Annotated in this window: 15 protein-coding genes; 8 read left to right on the forward strand and 7 right to left on the reverse strand. The window is 64.3% G+C overall.

Annotation, left to right across the window (positions count from 1 at the left end; translation table 11 throughout):
• Positions 1 to 256: 256 nt before the first annotated feature.
• The 3 genes from clpS to U5A89_RS20420 all read right to left on the reverse strand — a co-directional run bounded on the left by clpS (position 257) and on the right by U5A89_RS20420 (position 3,538).
• Complete coding sequence (gene clpS / locus U5A89_RS20410) at positions 257 to 634, reverse strand: ATP-dependent Clp protease adapter ClpS (RefSeq protein ID WP_338162807.1); 378 nt, start codon at positions 632 to 634, stop codon at positions 257 to 259.
• A 153-nt stretch (positions 635 to 787) separates the two neighbouring features.
• A complete protein-coding gene (locus U5A89_RS20415; RefSeq protein WP_338162808.1) occupies positions 788 to 1,645 on the reverse strand; it encodes a phasin family protein in 858 nt (285 codons plus the stop codon).
• Between the two features lie 150 nt (positions 1,646 to 1,795).
• Positions 1,796 to 3,538, reverse strand: coding sequence for a PHA/PHB synthase family protein (locus tag U5A89_RS20420; RefSeq protein ID WP_338163135.1), 1,743 nt, complete (start codon positions 3,536 to 3,538; stop codon positions 1,796 to 1,798).
• A 143-nt stretch (positions 3,539 to 3,681) separates the two neighbouring features.
• Between U5A89_RS20420 and U5A89_RS20425 the strand changes: the two genes are divergently transcribed.
• The 3 genes from U5A89_RS20425 (at position 3,682) to U5A89_RS20435 (ending at position 6,154) form a co-directional block, all read left to right on the forward strand.
• Positions 3,682 to 4,890 (forward strand): LL-diaminopimelate aminotransferase, encoded by a 1,209-nt coding sequence (locus U5A89_RS20425; RefSeq protein ID WP_338162809.1) that lies wholly within the window; start codon positions 3,682 to 3,684, stop codon positions 4,888 to 4,890.
• Between the two features lie 203 nt (positions 4,891 to 5,093).
• Positions 5,094 to 5,591: a DUF2721 domain-containing protein gene (locus tag U5A89_RS20430; RefSeq protein WP_338162810.1), complete on the forward strand. Its 498-nt coding sequence runs from the start codon at positions 5,094 to 5,096 to the stop codon at positions 5,589 to 5,591.
• Entirely contained in the window at positions 5,588 to 6,154 is a 567-nt protein-coding gene (locus U5A89_RS20435; RefSeq protein WP_338162811.1) for a (2Fe-2S)-binding protein, read from the forward strand. Before U5A89_RS20430 ends, U5A89_RS20435 begins: the two co-directional genes overlap by 4 nt.
• On the opposite strand, the gene U5A89_RS20440 is transcribed toward U5A89_RS20435, so the two are convergent.
• From U5A89_RS20440 to U5A89_RS20450, 3 genes are all read right to left on the reverse strand, one after another.
• A complete protein-coding gene (locus tag U5A89_RS20440; RefSeq protein WP_338162812.1) occupies positions 6,139 to 6,948 on the reverse strand; it encodes a DODA-type extradiol aromatic ring-opening family dioxygenase in 810 nt (269 codons plus the stop codon). The genes U5A89_RS20435 and U5A89_RS20440 overlap by 16 nt on opposite strands.
• Positions 6,949 to 7,203: 255 nt before the next feature.
• Complete coding sequence (locus U5A89_RS20445; protein WP_338162813.1) at positions 7,204 to 9,762, reverse strand: HWE histidine kinase domain-containing protein; 2,559 nt, start codon at positions 9,760 to 9,762, stop codon at positions 7,204 to 7,206.
• Positions 9,755 to 10,210, reverse strand: a complete 456-nt coding sequence (locus tag U5A89_RS20450) for a biliverdin-producing heme oxygenase (RefSeq protein ID WP_338162814.1) — start codon at positions 10,208 to 10,210, stop codon at positions 9,755 to 9,757. The genes U5A89_RS20445 and U5A89_RS20450 overlap by 8 nt, the downstream gene beginning before the upstream one ends.
• A gap of 288 nt (positions 10,211 to 10,498) precedes the next feature.
• Between U5A89_RS20450 and U5A89_RS20455 the strand changes: the two genes are divergently transcribed.
• From U5A89_RS20455 to U5A89_RS20465, 3 genes are all read left to right on the forward strand, one after another.
• Positions 10,499 to 11,455 (forward strand): RcnB family protein, encoded by a 957-nt coding sequence (locus tag U5A89_RS20455; RefSeq protein ID WP_338162815.1) that lies wholly within the window; start codon positions 10,499 to 10,501, stop codon positions 11,453 to 11,455.
• A gap of 98 nt (positions 11,456 to 11,553) precedes the next feature.
• Complete coding sequence (locus U5A89_RS20460) at positions 11,554 to 12,231, forward strand: prolyl hydroxylase family protein (RefSeq protein ID WP_338162816.1); 678 nt, start codon at positions 11,554 to 11,556, stop codon at positions 12,229 to 12,231.
• A 154-nt stretch (positions 12,232 to 12,385) separates the two neighbouring features.
• On the forward strand, positions 12,386 to 12,856 hold the full coding sequence (locus tag U5A89_RS20465; protein ID WP_338162817.1) for an RcnB family protein: 471 nt from the start codon (positions 12,386 to 12,388) through the stop codon (positions 12,854 to 12,856).
• 199 nt (positions 12,857 to 13,055) lie between these two features.
• Here the strand turns inward: U5A89_RS20465 and U5A89_RS20470 are convergent, their stop codons facing one another.
• The gene (locus U5A89_RS20470; RefSeq protein ID WP_338162818.1) at positions 13,056 to 14,636 is read right to left on the reverse strand and encodes a lysine--tRNA ligase; all 1,581 of its coding nucleotides are present in this window, start codon (positions 14,634 to 14,636) and stop codon (positions 13,056 to 13,058) included.
• Positions 14,637 to 14,764: 128 nt separating this feature from the next.
• Here U5A89_RS20470 and U5A89_RS20475 point away from each other — a divergent pair, with 128 nt between their 5' ends.
• Positions 14,765 to 15,139 carry a PilZ domain-containing protein gene (locus U5A89_RS20475; protein ID WP_338162819.1) on the forward strand — a complete coding sequence of 125 codons (375 nt, stop codon included), beginning with the start codon at positions 14,765 to 14,767 and terminating at the stop codon, positions 15,137 to 15,139.
• 70 nt (positions 15,140 to 15,209) lie between these two features.
• Positions 15,210 to 17,957: an ATP-dependent DNA helicase gene (locus tag U5A89_RS20480; protein WP_338162820.1), complete on the forward strand. Its 2,748-nt coding sequence runs from the start codon at positions 15,210 to 15,212 to the stop codon at positions 17,955 to 17,957.
• Positions 17,958 to 17,959: the final 2 nt, after the last annotated feature.

Genomic DNA, 17,959 nt, shown 5'->3' on the forward strand with positions numbered 1-17,959 from the left:
TGTTGCCTCATGATTGCTGCAACAGATCGGTCGAAGGATGCAGCCCCCTCAAAAAACGTTGCGCTTCGACAATTAGTAGCACGTAAGGAACAGCGCTATCCGCTTCTCGCCCCTTCGACGGGGCCGGACAAGATCCGATCGAAGCGAACGGATCAAAGTAAAGCCATCGCGCTATAAATCCGCCAACCAGTGACCCGATGGGTCAAACCCATGGGGTTGACCCACAACGGCTCCCCGACACGCCCGTCCGCTAAGTTCAAGCCTTCTCCAACGTGCATTGCAGTGGATGCTGGTTTTGCCGGGCGAAATCCATCACCTGGTTGACCTTCGTTTCCGCCACCTCATAGCTGAAGACGCCACATACGCCGACGCCGCGCTGATGGACGTGCAGCATCACGCGCGTGGCCTCCTCCATGTCCATGCGGAAGAAGCTCTGCAGCACATGGACGACGAATTCCATCGGCGTGTAATCGTCGTTCAGCAGCAGCACTTTATAGAGCGACGGCTTCTTGGTGCGGGTGCGGGTCCGGGTCGCGATACCGACGCTGGGACCACCTGGACCCTCGCCCTGGTCGTCCGGATGCTGGTCGGTCATGGTGACGGCTCCGGCATGGGATGGTGTAAGGCTGTTCATGATGCCCAAGGATATGGCGATTTACCGCCTCATGGCAAGGGGGCGGGGGGCGATCCGGCCCGCCGCGCCGATATTTCAGCGTTAACGCGAAAGGGGCGGCGCTTCTGCATGAGAAGCACCGCCCCTTTGGCATGGCTGGAAAAGCGTGGCCGATCAGGCGGCCAGCGACTTGACCTTGTCCGTCACCAGCGTGACGCGCGCGGTCAGCGGCTGGGCGACGTCGCCGGCCAGCTTCATCATCGCTTCGCTGCTCTTGGCGGCTTCCTTAGCGAATTCGTCAAAGCTGCTCGACAGGAGCTGGCTCTGGAACTGGAAGAATTCGGTCGGGGTCTTGATGGTCGACATGGTCTTGAACGACGCGGTCGCCTTTTCGAAATTCTTGCGGCTGTAATCGACCGCTTCCTGGCCCAGCGTTTCCATCGCCTTGGCGGCGATCTTGCCGCTTTCGACCAGCGCTTCGACATTGCCCTTGGCGATGTCGCTCATTTCTTCCATCGCCTTGGTCGACTTTTCAACGCCGACCTTCGCCTTTTCGTTGAAATCCGCATAGGCGGTTTCGAACTTGGCCTTGGTGTCCTCGGCGAACTTCTTTCCGTTTTCGATGACGTCGTTCATGATCAATTTTCCTTCTGCGGGCAGCGGCTTGGCGATGGGTTCGGCCTTGTTCAGGCTCTCTGTAAATTTCGGTTCGGGCGCGGCGTCCACGGCCGTCGACGCGGCGGCAACGACGGTTTCGATCGCAGGCTCCGGCGTTTCCAGTGTCGATCCAGGCGTAGGGGTCGGCGTTGGCGTAGGGGCAGGGGTCGGCGTGGGTGTCGGCGCCGGTTCCTTCTGCGGATTGGTATCGATGGGCTTCACGGCAGCCAGGGGCGCCTTTGTGATTGCGGGCTTCTTGTCCGCGCCGCTCCCGATCGCCGCCTCAGCCGCTTTCAACGCCTCGCTCGCCGACAGCGTCGTCGAACTGGCCTTGCCGCGTGGGCCGGTCTTCGAGGTCTTTGGTGAAACAGCCATGACCATCCTCCGTTTGTTGCACTGCACAATAAGCATTTCGCAAGTAGGATGCAAGAGTTATTGTGCAGTGCAACAAAAATGACATGGTAGCCAATCGCGTCTGTCACGCCGCTAACGAAAAGGCGCTGAAACGCTGGTTTGTTGCCAGGCTCAGCGCATCTTTACGTAACGTCCGGGCGCGTCTTCGATCGCTTTCAGCTTGCCGCCGCCCGGCTTGCGCGCGCCCTTGACCGGGACTTGGCGCGAATCACCCTGTTGCTCGATCCAGTTGCGCCAGTCGGGCCACCAGCTGCCCTTGGTCTCCGTCGCAGCCGCCAGGAAATCGTCCAGCGTCGCCTGCGGCTGCGCGCTCACCCAATATTGATATTTATTCGCCACCGGCGGATTGATGACGCCCGCGATATGCCCTGATCCCGCCAGCAGGAAGCGCACCGGACCGGACAGATTTTCGGTCAGCTTCCACACGCTTTCCAGCGGCGCGATATGGTCTTCCCGCCCGGCCTGGACATAGGCCGGGGTTTGCACCTGGCGCAGGTCGATCGGCGTCCCGTCCACACTGATCGCGCCCGGCACGACCAGCAGATTGTCGCGATAGAGTTGCGTCAGATAATCCTTGTGCCAGCGGGCGGGAAGGTTGGTCGTGTCGCCATTCCAGTAGAGCAGGTCGAAGGGCGGATAATCCATGCCGAGCAGATAATTATTGACGACATAATTCCAGATCAGGTCGCGCCCGCGCAACAGGTTGAACGTGACGGCCATGTAGCGCCCGTCCAGGAATCCGCGCGATGAGAGCTGATCCAACAGCTTCATCTGCTCGTCATCGATGAATAGGGTCAGGTCGCCCGCCTGGCTGAAATCGACCTGCGCGGTGAAGAAGGTCGCGCTCGCCACCTTGTCCGCCTGTCCCCGCGCCGCGAGCAGTGCGAGCGTCGCGGCCAGCGTGGTCCCCGCCACGCAATAGCCGATGGTATGGACGCTCCTGACCTTCAGCAGATCGCGCACCGTGTCGATCGCGTCGATCTGGCCGCTAAGGATATAATCGTCCCAGACCAGATCCTTCATCGACGCGTCGGCCGACTTCCAGGACACCAGGAAGACGCTGATCCCTTGATCCACCGCCCATTTGACGAAGCTCTTTTCAGGCGACAGGTCGAGAATGTAGAAGCGGTTGATCCATGGCGGAAAGATGATCAGCGGCGTTTCCAGCACCGTCTCGGTCGATGGGGCATAATGGATCAGCTGGTAAAGCGGCGTTTCGTGGATGACCTTGCCCGGCGTCGCGGCGATGTTGCGCCCCAGTTCGAACTGGCTACCGTCGGTATGGGTCAGCTGGCCCTTCTCCAGGTCTGCCAGCATATGCTTCAGCCCCTTGACCAGATTTTCGCCGCCGGTCTCGATCGTCTTCTGCACCACCGTCGGGTTGGTCAGCGGGAAATTGGCGGGCGAAAGCGCGTCCAGCATCCCGGTGGTGGTGAAGCGCAGCTTGGCCTTTACCTTGGGATCGACCCCGTCGACGGCGTCGGCCAGGCGGGTCATATAATCCGACACCAGCAGATAGCTTTGCCGGATCAGGTCGTAAAAGGGATGCTGCGTCCAGGCAGGGTCGGCAAAGCGCCGGTCCTTGGCCGCCGCGGGGCTGCCGACAGGCGCGGGATCGGGCTGTTCGCGCAACAGCCCGCCCGAATTGAGAAAACGCTGCCACAGCGCCAGCCCTTCATCGGCAAAGCCGGTCTGGATGCGCGCCACGGTTTCAGGATCGAAGGGGAAGGCTTGGCCGCTCGCGCCCGCCGCCTGCTCCAGCATCAATTGCTGCGCCCGGCCGATGACGTCGGTCCATTGCTGCATCTGCTGCAAACTGGGCAGCTGGGGTTCCAGGACGTCGGTTTTGTTCATGGCCACCTTGCGTCTCCTGGCATTATACGCACCCGCCGCTTTCACTGGCGCGTCGCAATCTGGCGGGTTATAGCCCGATTGTAACGTGCCGACGGTGCGTGACGCACTATTCCCTACAGAGAGCTTTCAGGAAAGCCCCTATAATGTCCGAAGAATTTTACCGCATGAAGCGCCTGCCGCCCTATGTCATCGCCGAAGTCAACGGTATGCGGGCTGCGGCGCGGGCCGCGGGTGAGGATATTATCGACCTGGGCATGGGCAATCCCGACCTGCCGCCGCCCGACCATGTGATCGAAAAGCTGATCGAAGTGGCGAAGAAGCCCGATGCCCATGGCTATTCCCAGTCGAAGGGCATTCCCGGCCTTCGCAAGGCGCAGGCCAATTATTATGGCCGCCGTTTCGGCGTCGAGGTGGACCCGGAAACCGAAGTCGTCGTGACCATGGGGTCGAAGGAAGGGCTGGCCAGCCTTGCCACCGCGATTACCGCGCCGGGCGATGTCGTGCTGGCCCCCAATCCCAGCTACCCCATTCATATGTTCGGCTTCATCCTGGCGGGCGCCACCATCCGGTCGGTCCCCACCACGCCGGACGAGCAATATTTCCGGTCGCTCGACCGCGCCATGGCCTTCACCGTGCCGCGCCCGTCGATCCTGGTGGTCAACTATCCGTCCAACCCGACGGCCGAGACGGTGGACCTGGCCTTTTACGAACGGCTGGTCGCCTGGGCGAAGGAGAATAAGGTCTGGGTCTTGTCCGACCTCGCCTATTCCGAACTCTATTATAACGGCAACCCGACGCCCTCCATCCTCCAGGTGCCGGGCGCCAAGGATATTGCGATCGAGTTCACCTCGCTCAGCAAGACATACTCCATGGCAGGCTGGCGCATCGGCTTTGCGGTCGGCAACAAGCAGTTGATCGCGGCGATGAGCAGGGTGAAATCCTATCTCGACTATGGCGCCTTCACGCCAATTCAGGCGGCGGCCTGCGCGGCGCTCAACGGGCCGCAGGATATCGTGGAAAAGAACCGCCAGCTCTATCACAAGCGCCGCGACGTGCTGGTGGAAAGTTTCGGCCGCGCCGGGTGGGACATCCCCGCCCCGCCAGCATCGATGTTCGCCTGGGCACCGTTGCCGCCTGCGCTCAAGGACATGGGCAGCCTGGAATTTTCCAAGCAGTTGCTCACCCATGCCAAGGTCGCGGTCGCACCGGGCGTTGGTTATGGGGAGGATGGCGAAGGCTATGTCCGCATCGCCATGGTCGAAAATGAGCAGCGGCTGCGGCAGGCGGCGCGCAATATTAAGCAGTATCTCAAGTCCATGGGCGTCAATACGCCCGCCAAGGGCGCGGCCTGAGCCAAAAGACTATCCTGCGTTAAAAGCGCTGCGTGTTCCCGCGCAGGCGGGAACCCAGTTCATACGGTCGGACTGGGTTCCCGCCTGCGCGGGAACACGATGTTCGTTGGGATGAGGGCGCGTCCTTTGGCCACCGCCGCCCGTCATCCCCTTGCCCCGCCTGCCACAATGAAGGATAGCTGCCTCTTAAGAGGTGCCGCGCGATGATCCCCCTGCCACAAGTCTCTCAGGTCGCGCAGACCATCCAGCTGGCGCTGGCGCCGGTGTTCCTGCTGGCGGGCATTGGCGCGTTCCTCAATGTCTGCGTCAGCCGCCTGGCGCGCATCATCGATCGGGCGCGCGATGTGGAGCGGTCGATCCTGACGACGCGCGGCAAGGAGCATGACCGCAAGGTCGCGGAAATCCGCGTGCTGGACCGGCGGATGAGCGTCGTCAACAGCGCCATCTTCCTGTCGGTCGCATCGGCCTGCGCGGTCTGCCTGGTCGTCATCCTGTTGTTTGCGGGCAATCTGTTCGGGGCGCATCTGGGCACGCCGATCGCGGTCCTGTTCAGCTTAGCGATGATGCTGCAGGCGGGCGGTTTTGCGACCTTCATCCAGGAAATCCGGCTGGCGTCGAAGATCATCCATATCCGCAACGAAGTCCTGTATCACAAGGCCGACGCCGAAGAGGCGGACGCGGCCGTCGACGCGATGTCATGACCCGCTTCACCGTCAACGACCGGCCGGTCCAATATCGCATGGACCCGGATACGCCGCTGCTGTGGGCGCTACGCGATGCGTCGAACCTGACCGGCACCAAATATGGGTGCGGCACCGGGGATTGCGGCGCCTGCACCGTCGATATCGATGGGGAGGCGGTGCGATCCTGCCAAGTGACGATCGGCAAGACCGAAGGGCGCTTCGTCACCACGATCGAAGCCTTGTCGCCCGATCGCGGTCATCCGGTGCAACAGGCCTTTGCCGCCGACAATGTGTCGCAATGCGGTTACTGCATCGCCGGCATGATCATGGCGGCGTCGGTGCTGCTGCGCCGGACCAACGATCCGAGCGACGAAGATATCGACGCGGCGATCACCAATATCTGCCGCTGCGGCATCTATCCCCGGCTGCGCGGGGCGATCAAGCGGGCGGGGCGGATCATGCGCGGGGAAGACGACGCCAGCGGCGACCAGGTCGCGCCCGCGCCGCCGCCCGGCATCACCCCGGAAGATGCGGCGCGGACCGTTCCGGCGCTGGGTCGTCCTGCTCAGCCGAAGCGGTAGCCCGACACCGCCCAGCCCATGACCGTGCTGCTATGGTCGCGGGTTGCGACGGCATCGCCGCCAGCGCCCAGCGCCACCATCAACGGCAGCAGATGCTCCTCGCGTGGATGGGCGAAGCGGGCGTTCGGCAGATCCGCCCAGGCGGCGACGCGGGCGGCGCGCGCCTGCGGATCAGGATCGGTCACCGCCGCCGTCAACGCTTCGTCCCACTGGGTCGATGAATCGATTGCTTGCGGGCCGCGTACGCGCAGATTGTGGAAGCTCATGCCCGATCCGACGATCAGCACGCCCTCATCACGCAGCGGCGCAAGCGCGCGACCGGCGGCGATATGGGCGGCGGGGTCGAGGTCGTGGCGCAGCGACAATTGGGCGACGGGGATGTCCGCGTCGGGCAACGCCACCTTCATGGGGATGAAGACGCCATGGTCCCTGCCGCGCGCCGCTTCCTGCGCCGTGGCGAAACCGGCTTGCTGCAACAGGCTGGCGGCACGGCGCGCCAGATCGGGCGCGCCCGGCGCGTCCCAGCTCAGCCTGTAGGTGTGCGGCGGAAAATTATAATAGTCGAACAGCAGCGGCGGATGGTCGCCGACATGCAGGGTGAAGGCGGCTTCCTCCCAATGGCCCGATACCAGCAGGATGGCGCGGGGCCGTTCGGGCAGGCTGGCGATCAGACCCGCCAGATAATCCTGCATCGGGTGCCACATCGGGTCGCTATGGGGATGATCCGGGTCGGCCGGGTCCATGAAGAAACAGGGACCGCCGCCATGGGGGATGAAGAGGGTGGGCTGGGTCATGGCTTACTCGGTTGCAGGCAGGTCGGGCTTAACTTCGCATATTTCCCGCAAATCCTGACATTTTATTGCGTGATCCTGATCCTATCGGAAAGCCCGCTGGCTACCGTCATGCGGCAAGATAGCAGGGCGACGACCGGTAGGACAGGCGAGCGCAATGGCCGATAGATTGGCGCGAACGGCGCGCGCGACAATCGGCGAAACGGAAACCGTCCGTTTCATGGTCGAAGATCGGCGTCTCGCGACGCGCGACCATCACTATGCCTTAGTGATCGGCGCCAAGGCCTGCGCCAGCGTCGCGCTGGAATAGGGCTTTTTGAGCAAGGTCACATCCTTGAACCGGACCGGCAGTTCCAGCCCGTCGCCATAGCCGGTGGCGAAGATGAACGGCACGCCGCGTTCGGCCAGCAGGTCTGCGATGGGCAGACTCGTCTCAGGCCCCAGATTGAAGTCCAGCACAGCCAGATCGACCGGCGCGATCGCGATCGCTTCGCGCGCACGGCCGATGCTGGCGGCGGTCATCACGTCCGCGCCCAGATCGCGCAATGCGTCCTCGCCATCCATGGCGATGATCATATTATCCTCCACCAGCAGGATATTGCGCCCCTTGAGCAGGCCCGGTTCGACCGGCACTGCGACCTTGGCACGATCGGCCCCGGTCACGTCCGGCAGCACGGATACGACATGGGTGGACGGCACGCAGAAATGCGCTTCTATCCCGGCCAGCCGATAATGAACCTCCGCATGACCGCCCAGATCATAGGGGATGGACCGTTCGATCACGGTCGACCCGAAGCCGCGCCGGGTGGGCGCGACGACCGCCGGGCCGCCGCTTTCGGTCCAGTCGATCAGCAGGCTGCCATCTTCATCCACGCGCCAGGCGATCGACACCGTGCCATTGTCCGACAGCGCGCCATATTTGGCGGCGTTGGTCAGCATTTCGTGGATCACCAGCGCCAGCACGGTGAAACAGCCGGGCGTCAGCAGCACATTGGGACCGGACAGGCGCACCCGGTCGCTGCGTTCGCCGAGATAGGCGCCCGATTCAACCTCGATCAGGTCGTAGAGGCGCGCGGGACTCCAGCGATCGGCGGTGATCTGGTCATGCGCGCGCGCCAGCGCATGGACGCGGCTTTCCAACGTAGCGATAAATTCCTCGACCGACCCGGCGCTGTCTCGCGTCTGCGACAGCAGGCCGCGGATCAGCGACAGGATGTTGCGGACGCGGTGATTGAGTTCGGCGATCAGCAGTTCCTGCTTCTCGTTCGCCCGCTGCCGTTCCGCATCGGCGGAATCGGACAGGCGCAGGATCACTTCCAGCAGGGCGGTACGCAGCGCTTCGGCCACACGCATTTCGGCCGGGGCAAAGGCGATCGCCATGCCCTTCACCAGTTGCGACCATTGTTCGAAGCTCTTGCGCGGGGACAGGCGCGGTCCGTCGGGACCATCTTCGATCAGCTTGTCCTGCTTTCCCGCCCAGCGCACCGAGCGCAATTGTTCGGCGCGGAACAGCACGACATAATCGCGCGGGCGGCGGGACAGGGGGATCGCCAGCAGCCCGGACACCCGATCGGCATAGGCCGCCGCTTCGGGCAGCACCGACGAGAGATGGTCGGTCGTATAGACCTGGCTGGCAGCGACGCGGTTGAGCATCGACACGATCGCGGAAAAGGCGGGCGCGTCGGGCGCCAGGCCCGAAAAGGTCATCTGCCCGTCGATATAGACGCCAACGCCATCGGCGGGAATCGTGTCGAAGATAATGTCGCCCAGCCAGCGCGCGTTGGACAGCAGGTCGTGATCCTGCGCCACCGCCGCCAGCAGCCGATCGCCCACCTGCCGCGCCTTGCCCTCATAAGCGGCGGTTTCCCCGCGTTCGCGGCTTTCCAGCATCATCGAGAAAATCTGGCCGAACAGTTCGGCGGCGCTGCGTTGCGCAAAGGTTGGCAGGCGCGGGCTATAATGGTGGCAGGCGAACAGCCCCCACAGCTTGCCTTCGACGATGATCGATATGGAGAGCGATGCGCCGACGCCCATATTGCCCAGATATTCGATATGAATGGGCGATACTGCGCGGGTCAGGCACAGCGACATGTCGAGCGCCGCGCCGGTCGGATCCAGCGCGGGGATGACCGGCACCGGTTGCGCCTGCACATCGGCGATGACGCGAAAGATGTTGCGCAGATAGAGCGCGCGCGCCTGCACCGGAATGTCGGACGCGGGATAATGCAGGCCGAAGAAACTCTCGACCCCAGGCCTGAGCGCTTCGGCCACCACTTCGCCATCGCCGCCGTCGGCGAAGCGATAGACCATCACCCGGTCGAAACCGGTCAGCGCCCGCACCTGCCGCGCACCATCGCGCAGGAAAGCGGTCATTGTGTCCGTCTGCGCCAGGCGCGACACCATCGAACGCACGGTGCTGCTGGCTTCCATCTCGTCATGCGCAGCCGGTTCGGCCTCGATCACGACAAGTTGGCCGGAAAAATGCACCGCTACGTCGAAGGACGGGCCGCCTTCGATCAGGGGAATCGAAAACAGGCGCTCGACCGAATCGGGACCGCGCAGCAGCGTGATGCGGTTGCGCAGCGCATGAATGGCTTCGCCGTCCAGCAGCATATGCACCGGCTTGCCCAGCATCTCGTCGGGCGTCAGGCCGATGAACTGCGCGATGTTGGTCGATACCCGCGACACCAGCCAGTCGGCGGTCAGTGCCATCAGGAAACCGAAGGGCTGAACCATGCCCAGCACATGGATCGGTTCCCGGTCGCAATTGGTCAGGTCGACATGGAAGTCCGTATCGGACGCTTCGCGATCAGCCATGGACGGGCGTCTGTCCGGCCTGGGCGAACAGGGCGAAGGCGGCCTGGGCGCCCTGCACGGCGTCGTCCAGCCAGCCTTCGCCACCATCCCCGGCGGCGCTGTCGAGCGCGGCCTGGAAAGCGATCCATTCGCCCTTGCCATGGGCCGCCGAAAGATAGGCCTTGGGCAGGCCGGGCGCGACCTGGCGCGACAGCATCGCGCCGCCTAGCCGTGATCCTTCCAGCGCATAGCGTACGCCCCACAGAAACCCGTCCCCTGTGCCCACGTCCATCGCCAAAGGATCGGGCATGGGCAGGTCCATCGCCGCCAGATCGTCGGCCAGTAGCGGCAGGCGTGGGGCTTCGGGACGGGCGGCCGTTTCCAATGCGCCCAGGGCGCGGGCATGGGCGGTCAGAAAAATGCCGTAGTCCGCAGCCGAATTCGAGCGCGAAGCCGCTATAGACGGCATCGACCCGTTGATGGCTTTCCCTCGTCGCGTCGCGCAGAGCGTGGCGAGCAGTATCGGCATTGAAAGTTCGCGTCACCCGGCAGTCCTATAGTGATTGTTACGGCATTGCATTGATCTGGATCAGCTTTCTGCCGCATTATCTCGGTTTGCCGCCCAACCGTTGCGTGTAGCCTAGCGGGGCGATTCTTTCAAATAGCTGTCTGTCGGGTTCAGCATCACGACATCGCGCCTGTCATAGAACAGGATGATCAGGGGGCGATGTGTCCCCGGCCATGGAAGGTCAAAACGATGTTGAGGAAGATGATGCTGGCGGGCCTGATGGCCGCGACGCTGCTGAGCGGTGTCGCCCCGGCCTATGCGCAGACTAGCCAGGAGCAACGCGGCGATCGCGGTGGTGATCGTGACCGCGGTGGCGATCGTGGTGATCGTGGCGGGCGGCCCGACGGCGGCGCGCCACGCGGCGACGGGCCGGGTCGTCCTGACCGGGGTCAGGGCTGGCAGCAGCGCGGTCCGGACCGGCCAGCGCCCCAGATGGGCGCACGACCGGACGCGCGTCCCGACAACCGCCCCGATCAGCGACCCGATGGACGCCCCAACCCGCAATGGCGCAACGACCAGAACCGCCCCGGTCCTTCCCAGCCCGTTGCCCCAAGGCCCGACAACCGCCTGGGCCAGCGCGACGATCGTGCGCAAAACTGGCAGGGTCGCGGCAACGGCCAGCCCGATTGGCGCAATGACGGCCGCAACGATCGCCCGGATTGGCGCAACAATCCGCGCGACAGCCGCCCGCCCAACTGGTCGAACCGGGGCGATGATCGCCGGAACGACGGGCGCGGCGACCCGCGCTGGAACGGCAATGCCGGTCGGCCCGGTGGCGGCAACTGGAATGACGGCCGCCGCTTCGACGATCGTACGCGGTGGAGCCAGCAACGGCGCTGGGACAATGGCTGGCGGCAGGACCGCCGCTATGACTGGAACAGCTATCGCAACCGCTATGGCGATCGGTATCGCATGGGCCGGTACAACGCCCCGCGCGGCTGGGACTATGGCTATCGCCGCTTTTCCGTCGGGATCGTGCTGAACCGGCTGCTCTATTCCAACAGCTACTGGCTGGACGATCCCTATAGCTACCGCCTGCCGCCTGCCTACGGCACGCTGCGCTGGGTCCGCTATTATGATGACGCGATGCTGGTGGACATTCGCGACGGCTATGTCGTCGACGTGATCCACGACTTCTTCTGGTAAGACCGACTTCCTGGACGGCCTTCAGGAACCCCTGGCCCCGAAGCGGCAACGCTTCGGGGTCTTTTCATGGCGGGCGCGGCTGTGGCAAGGGTGGGGCCATGACGGACAAATTGGATGATGGCGGCACGGCGTCGCCGCTGCGGGCCGAAATCGGAGCAGAGGTGCGCAAGCGGCTGGACCGCAATCCGATGGTGCATCGCATCGCCGAATTGCCGCATCTGGAAATCTATGGCCGACAGGACTTCCTGAGCGCGGAGGCATGTGCGGGGCTGCGCGCGCTGATCGATGCCGACGCCAAGCCGTCGACGCTGTTTTCGGGCAGCGCCAATGCCGATTATCGCACCAGCCATAGCTGCAACCTCAATCCCTGGAACGATCTGGTCATGGGGGTCAGCGACCGGATCTGCGCGCTCACCGGTCTGCCCGCCCGCCATGGCGAGACGTTGCAGGGGCAGCGCTATGCGCCCGGCCAGCAATATAAGGTCCATTGCGACTATTTCCCCGTCACCGCCGATTATTGGCAGCAGATGCGCACGACCGGCGGGCAGCGCAGCTGGACCGCGATGATCTATCTGTCGTCGGTCGAAGCGGGCGGTGAGACGCATTTCCCGCAATGCGAATTCATGGTGCCGCCGGTGGAAGGCATGATCCTGATCTGGAACAATATGGACCGCGACGGCGCACCCAATCGCTTCAGCCTGCACGCCGCGCGACCGGTGGAGCAGGGCACCAAATATGTCGTGACCAAATGGTTTCGCGAACGCCCCTGGGGGTGATGCGCACCTGTTACACTTTGCGACATAAATGACTGGAATCTGACAGAATCATTTTCGGCCCGTTCAGTTGCGGCGGCCCATATCTCCTGTTGTCGGCGGCGGAACCGGGTTTCGTCCAAATGGTTCAGCCGCCACGAAATATGGGAGATATGTCATGCGTAAACTGATCATCCTGGGCCTTCTGGCCGCCACCGTCGTCCCAAGCGTCGCCTCGGCCCAATCCTATGGCGAAGTCCGCCGCAGCGAACAGAATCTGCGTCAGGAACAGCGCGACCTGCGTCAGGCGCAGCGTTATGGCGACCGTCGCGATGTGCGCGAACAGCGCCGCGACGTGCGGGAGGCCCGCCGTGAAGTGCGTGAAGACTGGCGCGATTATCGCCGCACCCATCGCGACGTCTATCGTGGCGGCAACTGGCGCGCGCCGTTCCGTTATACCCAGTGGAATGCCGGCGCGCAGCTTCGCCCCAACTATTATGCGTCGCGCTATTATATCGCCGACACCAACCGTTATCGCCTGCCCCGTCCCGGCGCGAACCAGCAGTGGGTGCGCCATTATAACGACGTGCTGCTGGTCAATGTCCGCACCGGTCGCGTGATCACGGCGCATCGCGGCTTCTTCTGGTAAGACGCTGCCCCTGATGGAGAAAAACCAGCCTCGGACGATGTCCGGGGCTGGTTTCCTGTCCCCCGCCTTGGCCGCGCAGCCCGTTTCCGGGCATACGCGGCCGATAAGCGCGCAAGGCGCTCACCAGTCCGAAAGGGGGGTGGACCGCAGCGGCAAACGTCCGATGGGGCGCAATGTTCCCCTTGTCCTTATCAGGCGGTCAGGCCGCCAAAGCCTCGGCAATCAGTTTTCGGCTGTTTTCGACTCCATAGAGGGCGATGAAGCTGCCCATGCGCGGCCCTTGGTCAGCGCCCAGAAGCGTCTGGTACAGCGCCTTGAACCAGTCGCGCAGTTCCGCGAAACCGAACGCCTCATCCTTGCCTATGGCATAGACGATATTTTGGATATCCTCCGCCGAAGCGCCATCCGGGAGCGCAGCGAGTTCGGTGTCCAACTGGCGCAGAGCGGCGGCTTCGTTTGCGTCAGGCGCACGGCGTTGCAGCGTCGGCGCAACGAAATCGCGATGATAGGCCAGCGCATGGCCGATCAGCGCATCGAGTTCGGGATAGGTGTCCGCGCTGGCGCCGGGCACATAATTTTGCAGATAGCTCCACACCTGGTCGCGGCTGGCGTCGCCCATCACGCCGACGAGGTTCAGCAACAGGCCGAAGGTCACCGGCAATTCGCCCTGCGGTAATTTGCCGTCATGGATATGATGGACCGGATTGCCCAGCTGCTGTTCGATCGCCTGCTTGGCGTAATTGCCGCGAAACTGCCAATATTCGTCCACCGCGCGGGGGATGACGCCCATGTGCAGTTGCTTGGCCTTTTTCGGTTCGCGATAGGCGTAGAAAGCCAGGCTCTCCTGCGGCCCATAGGTCAGCCACTGCTCCAGGCTAAGGCCGTTGCCCTTGGACTTGGAGATTTTCTCCCCTTTTTCGTCCAGGAACATCTCGTAATTGAAGCCTTCGGGCGGGCGGCCGCCCAGCGCGCGACAGATTTTGGACGATTGGGTGACCGAATTGATCAGATCCTTGCCCGCCATTTCATAATCGACGCCCAGCGCATACCAGCGCATCGCCCAGTCGACCTTCCATTGCAGCTTGGCCGCGCCGCCCAGGATCGATTGTTCGACCGTCTCGCCCTCATCTTCGAACCGCACGATGCCCGCTTCGGCGTCGATCACCTCGACCGGCACCTGCAGCACGATGCCGCTTTTAGGGCTGATCGGCAGCACCGGCGAATAGGTCGCCTGCCGTTCCTTGCGCAGGGTCGGCAGCATGATGTCCATGATCGCCTGATAACGGCGCAGCACCTGCCGCAGCGCGTCGTCGAAGGCGCCCGCCTGATATTGCTCGGTCGCGGAGACGAATTCATAGTCGAAGCCGAAACTGTCGAGAAAGTCGCGCAGCATCGCATTATTATGATGCGCGAAGCTTTCGAACTTTTCGAACGGATCGGGCACCTGCGTCAGCGGCTTGCCCAGATATTGGCTGAGCATCGCCTGGTTCGGCACATTGTCGGGCACCTTGCGGAAGCCGTCCAGATCGTCGCTGAACGCCACCAGCCGCGTCGGGATATCCGACAGCGCATGGAAGGCGTTGCGGACCATGGTGGTGCGCAGCACTTCGTTGAAGGTGCCGATATGCGGCAGGCCCGATGGACCATAGCCGGTTTCGAACAGGATATGCCCTTTCTCCGGCGCACCGCTGGCATAGCGTTTCAGCAGCTTGCGGGCCTCTTCATAGGGCCAGGCCTTGGATGCGGTCGCAGCCGTGCGGAGAATATCGGACATTGTCATGATTCACGCCCCCTAAACCCTGCTAAAGCGAAAGAAAATGCTATTCGCGCGTAAAAGCGTTTTGACAATCGTTCGCAAGTTTAGATTTCATTAACTCTGCGTCACGATAATGGGCAACAGGAGGCCATATGCAGATTCAGCGCAGCCGCGAGCGCATCGCCGTGGACATCCCCATCGTCGTAACGACCGTGCTGGATAGTCTGGAAGGCGTCATCATCGACCTGAGCGAAGGCGGCGCGCAGGTTGTGGGCTGCACTTTGCCTGCACGATCGCAATGCCAGATCGACCTGGACGGCTATATCGTCTTCGGCACGGTCCGCTGGTCCGAAGAGGATCGCATGGGCATCCGCTTCCCCTATGAATTGAGCGACGGGCCTTTGTACCAGCGGCTGGAAATGGCGCGGGCCGCGCTGCGCGTGCCGGTCGCGTTCCAGCCGCGCGTGCAGAACGGTCTGGTGGTCGCACCTTTTGGCGGCGGTGGTTTCGGGCGGCGGCTTGGCTAAGCAACGCCGCAGCTAAACCCTGCCACTTTTCAGGTTTTCCTTTTGTTCCTGTTCGCCTAAGCCCGGACAGGTGATCGATCCCGCCACCCTGCCAGCCCTCCACGCCAGCCATGGCGGCATCTGGCTGCGTGAAGGCGACCGAACCCAGGCACTCGCCAAGGGGCAGGCGATCGCCCACACCGCCGAAACCCCGGTGCTGCTGCTCAACGCGCCGCTGACCGGCCAGCGGCTTGGCTATCCCGAATTGAACGGCCTCGACCTGCTCGAACTCTGGGCCTTCCTGCATCCCGCCCGTTTCCTGGTGCCCACGCCCAAGGGGCTGGCGAGCGCATTGGGCCTGCCTGCGCCCGTCAACGAAGGCGACATTCCCGCGCTGCTGCAACAGGCGGCGTCGCTGTTGCTGGACCGCCTCGAAGCGCCCGACTGGCTGGAGCGGGAAGGCGGCTGGACATCGGCGCAGGCGTTGCACCGGATGCGCTGGAGCTGGTCGCCGCTGGTCGCGCCGCGCATCGCCCGCCCGCGGGAGGCGGAACGCTGGCTCTTTTCCAAATTGCCCGAATGGGAGGAGGCGCAGCCGCGTCCCGCGCCGCGTACCATCAATCTGAAGGAAGAGCAGGTGCTGGCCCGGCTCGATGCGCTGACCGGCGCGGGGGCGGAACCGCGCCCCGGCCAGCGCGCCTATGCCGCCGCGGCCAGTGCCGCCTTCACGCCGCGCAAGCATCGCGACCAGCCCAATATGCTGCTGGCGGAAGCGGGCACCGGGATCGGCAAGACGCTGGGTTATCTCGCTCCCGCCTCGCTCTGGGCAAACGAAGCGCAGGGGACGGTGTGGGTATCGACCTATACCAAGGCGCTGCAACGGCAGCTGGACCGCGAATCCCTGCGCCTCTTTCCCGACCCCGCAATGGCGGCGAAGCGGGTGGTGGTGCGCAAGGGGCGGGAAAATTACCTCTGCCTGCTCAATCTGGAAGATGCGTTGCAGGGCGGCTTTGCCGGGCGCGCGGCGATCCTGGCGCAACTGGTCGCGCGCTGGGCCGCGTTCAGCAAGGATGGCGACATGGTGGGCGGCGACCTGCCCGGCTGGCTGCCGACTTTGTTCCGCCGCAACGGATCGACCGCGCTGACCGACCGGCGGGGCGAGTGCATCTATGCGGGCTGCCCCCATTATCGCAAATGCTTCATCGAACGGTCGGCGCGCGCGTCGGCCGATGCGGACATCGTCATCGCCAATCACGCGCTGGTGATGATCAACGCCGCGCGCGGGCGCGAAACCGGGCAGCGGCCGCAACGCATCGTGTTCGACGAAGGCCATCATCTGTTCGATGCGGCGGACTCCACTTTTTCCGTCGCGCTGTCGGGGCAGGAGGCGATCGAGCTGCGCCGCTGGATCATGGGGCCGGAGGGCGGATCGCGCGGGCGACGGCGCGGGCTGGCCGCGCGCCTGTCGGACTTGGCCAGCTATGACGAGGAGGGCGGCCAGGCGATCCGCGCGGCGATCGACGCGGCGCAGGCGCTGCCGGCCGACGAATGGCTGAAACGCGTGGTGGCGGGCGAACCGTTCGGGCCGCTGGAGGCGCTGCTCGCCGCCGTGCGCGGCACCGTCTATACCCGCGCCGAAGCGGCAGGCGAGGCCGATGCGGGCTATGGGCTGGAAACCGAACTGGCCGAACCCGACGGCGCCTTGGTGGAGGCGGCGCAGGAAGCGGCACTGGCGCTCGATGCGCTGATCAAGCCGCTGGTGCGGCTGGCGCGGCGGCTGGAAGCGGTGATCGAGGATGCGCCCGACTGGCTGGATGGCGCGGCGCGGGCGCGGGTGGAGGGCGCGATCGCGTCGCTCGGCTGGCGGCGCGACCTGATCGCGGCCTGGCTGGCGCTGCTTGCGCGGATCGTCGGGCCGGCCGACCCCGATTATGTCGACTGGCTGGCGGTCGATCGGATCGAGGGGCGCGAATATGATATCGGCATTCACCGCCACTGGCTCGACCCGACGCGCCCGCTGGCGGAGACGGTGCTCAAGCCCGCGCAGGGCGTGCTGCTGACGTCGGCGACGCTCAAAGGCGGCGGCGACTGGTCCAATGCCGAAGCGCGCAGCGGCGCGACGCACCTGCCCTATGGCGCGGAGCGGTTCGAGGCGGCCAGCCCGTTCGACTATCCCGGCCGCGCCGAAGTGCTGATCGTCACCGACATCAAGCGGGGAGACATCGCCGCGCTGTCCGGCGCATACGGTCGCCTGATCGAGGCGGCGGGCGGCGGCACGCTGGGGCTGTTTACCGCGATCCGCCGGTTGCGCGCGGTCCATGCCCGCATCGCCGACCGGCTGGCGCGCACCGGGCTGCCGCTCTACGCCCAACATGTCGATCCGATGGATACCGGCACGCTGGTGGACATTTTTCGCGACGATCCGCGCGCCTCTCTGCTGGGCACCGATGCGCTGCGGGATGGCGTGGACGTGCCAGGTCATTCGCTGCGGCTGGTGGTGATGGAGGGGGTGCCCTGGTCCAAGCCCAGCGTGCTGCACGCCGCGCGGCGGCTGGCGGGCGGCGGCAGCGCCTATGACGACCGGCTGATCCGCGCGCGGCTGGCGCAGGCCTTTGGGCGGCTGATCCGCCGGGCGGAGGACAAGGGCAGTTTCGTCATCCTGTCCGCCGCCATGCCCAGCCGCTTGCTGAGCGCCTTTCCGCCTGGCACGCCGATCCGCCGCCTGACGCTGGATGAGGCGATCATCGCCGTCAGCGTCCAGTCGCGCGATCAAAGCCTTGGCGCGGGGACCGCTTTGGGGCATCAGGGGCTGGACCTAGGCTTGCCCCAGCGGGAGTGACA

It is taken from the genome of Sphingobium sp. HWE2-09, from assembly GCF_035989265.1.
Lineage (GTDB): Bacteria > Pseudomonadota > Alphaproteobacteria > Sphingomonadales > Sphingomonadaceae > Sphingobium.

Bases quoted from the DNA above. Each gene is read 5' to 3' on its own strand.
- U5A89_RS20420 (WP_338163135.1), bottom strand. From the start codon at position 3,538: ATGAACAAAACCGACGTCCTGGAACCCCAGCTGCCCAGTTTGCAGCAG.
- U5A89_RS20415 (WP_338162808.1), bottom strand. From the start codon at position 1,645: ATGGCTGTTTCACCAAAGACCTCGAAGACCGGCCCACGCGGCAAGGCC.
- U5A89_RS20455 (WP_338162815.1), top strand. From the start codon at position 10,499: ATGTTGAGGAAGATGATGCTGGCGGGCCTGATGGCCGCGACGCTGCTG.
- U5A89_RS20475 (WP_338162819.1), top strand. From the start codon at position 14,765: ATGCAGATTCAGCGCAGCCGCGAGCGCATCGCCGTGGACATCCCCATC.
- U5A89_RS20435 (WP_338162811.1), top strand. From the start codon at position 5,588: ATGACCCGCTTCACCGTCAACGACCGGCCGGTCCAATATCGCATGGAC.
- U5A89_RS20425 (WP_338162809.1), top strand. From the start codon at position 3,682: ATGTCCGAAGAATTTTACCGCATGAAGCGCCTGCCGCCCTATGTCATC.
- U5A89_RS20440 (WP_338162812.1), bottom strand. From the start codon at position 6,948: ATGACCCAGCCCACCCTCTTCATCCCCCATGGCGGCGGTCCCTGTTTC.
- U5A89_RS20460 (WP_338162816.1), top strand. From the start codon at position 11,554: ATGACGGACAAATTGGATGATGGCGGCACGGCGTCGCCGCTGCGGGCC.
- U5A89_RS20465 (WP_338162817.1), top strand. From the start codon at position 12,386: ATGCGTAAACTGATCATCCTGGGCCTTCTGGCCGCCACCGTCGTCCCA.
- U5A89_RS20470 (WP_338162818.1), bottom strand. From the start codon at position 14,636: ATGACAATGTCCGATATTCTCCGCACGGCTGCGACCGCATCCAAGGCC.
- U5A89_RS20445 (WP_338162813.1), bottom strand. From the start codon at position 9,762: ATGGCTGATCGCGAAGCGTCCGATACGGACTTCCATGTCGACCTGACC.
- U5A89_RS20430 (WP_338162810.1), top strand. From the start codon at position 5,094: ATGATCCCCCTGCCACAAGTCTCTCAGGTCGCGCAGACCATCCAGCTG.
- clpS (WP_338162807.1), bottom strand. From the start codon at position 634: ATGAACAGCCTTACACCATCCCATGCCGGAGCCGTCACCATGACCGAC.
- U5A89_RS20450 (WP_338162814.1), bottom strand. From the start codon at position 10,210: ATGCCGTCTATAGCGGCTTCGCGCTCGAATTCGGCTGCGGACTACGGC.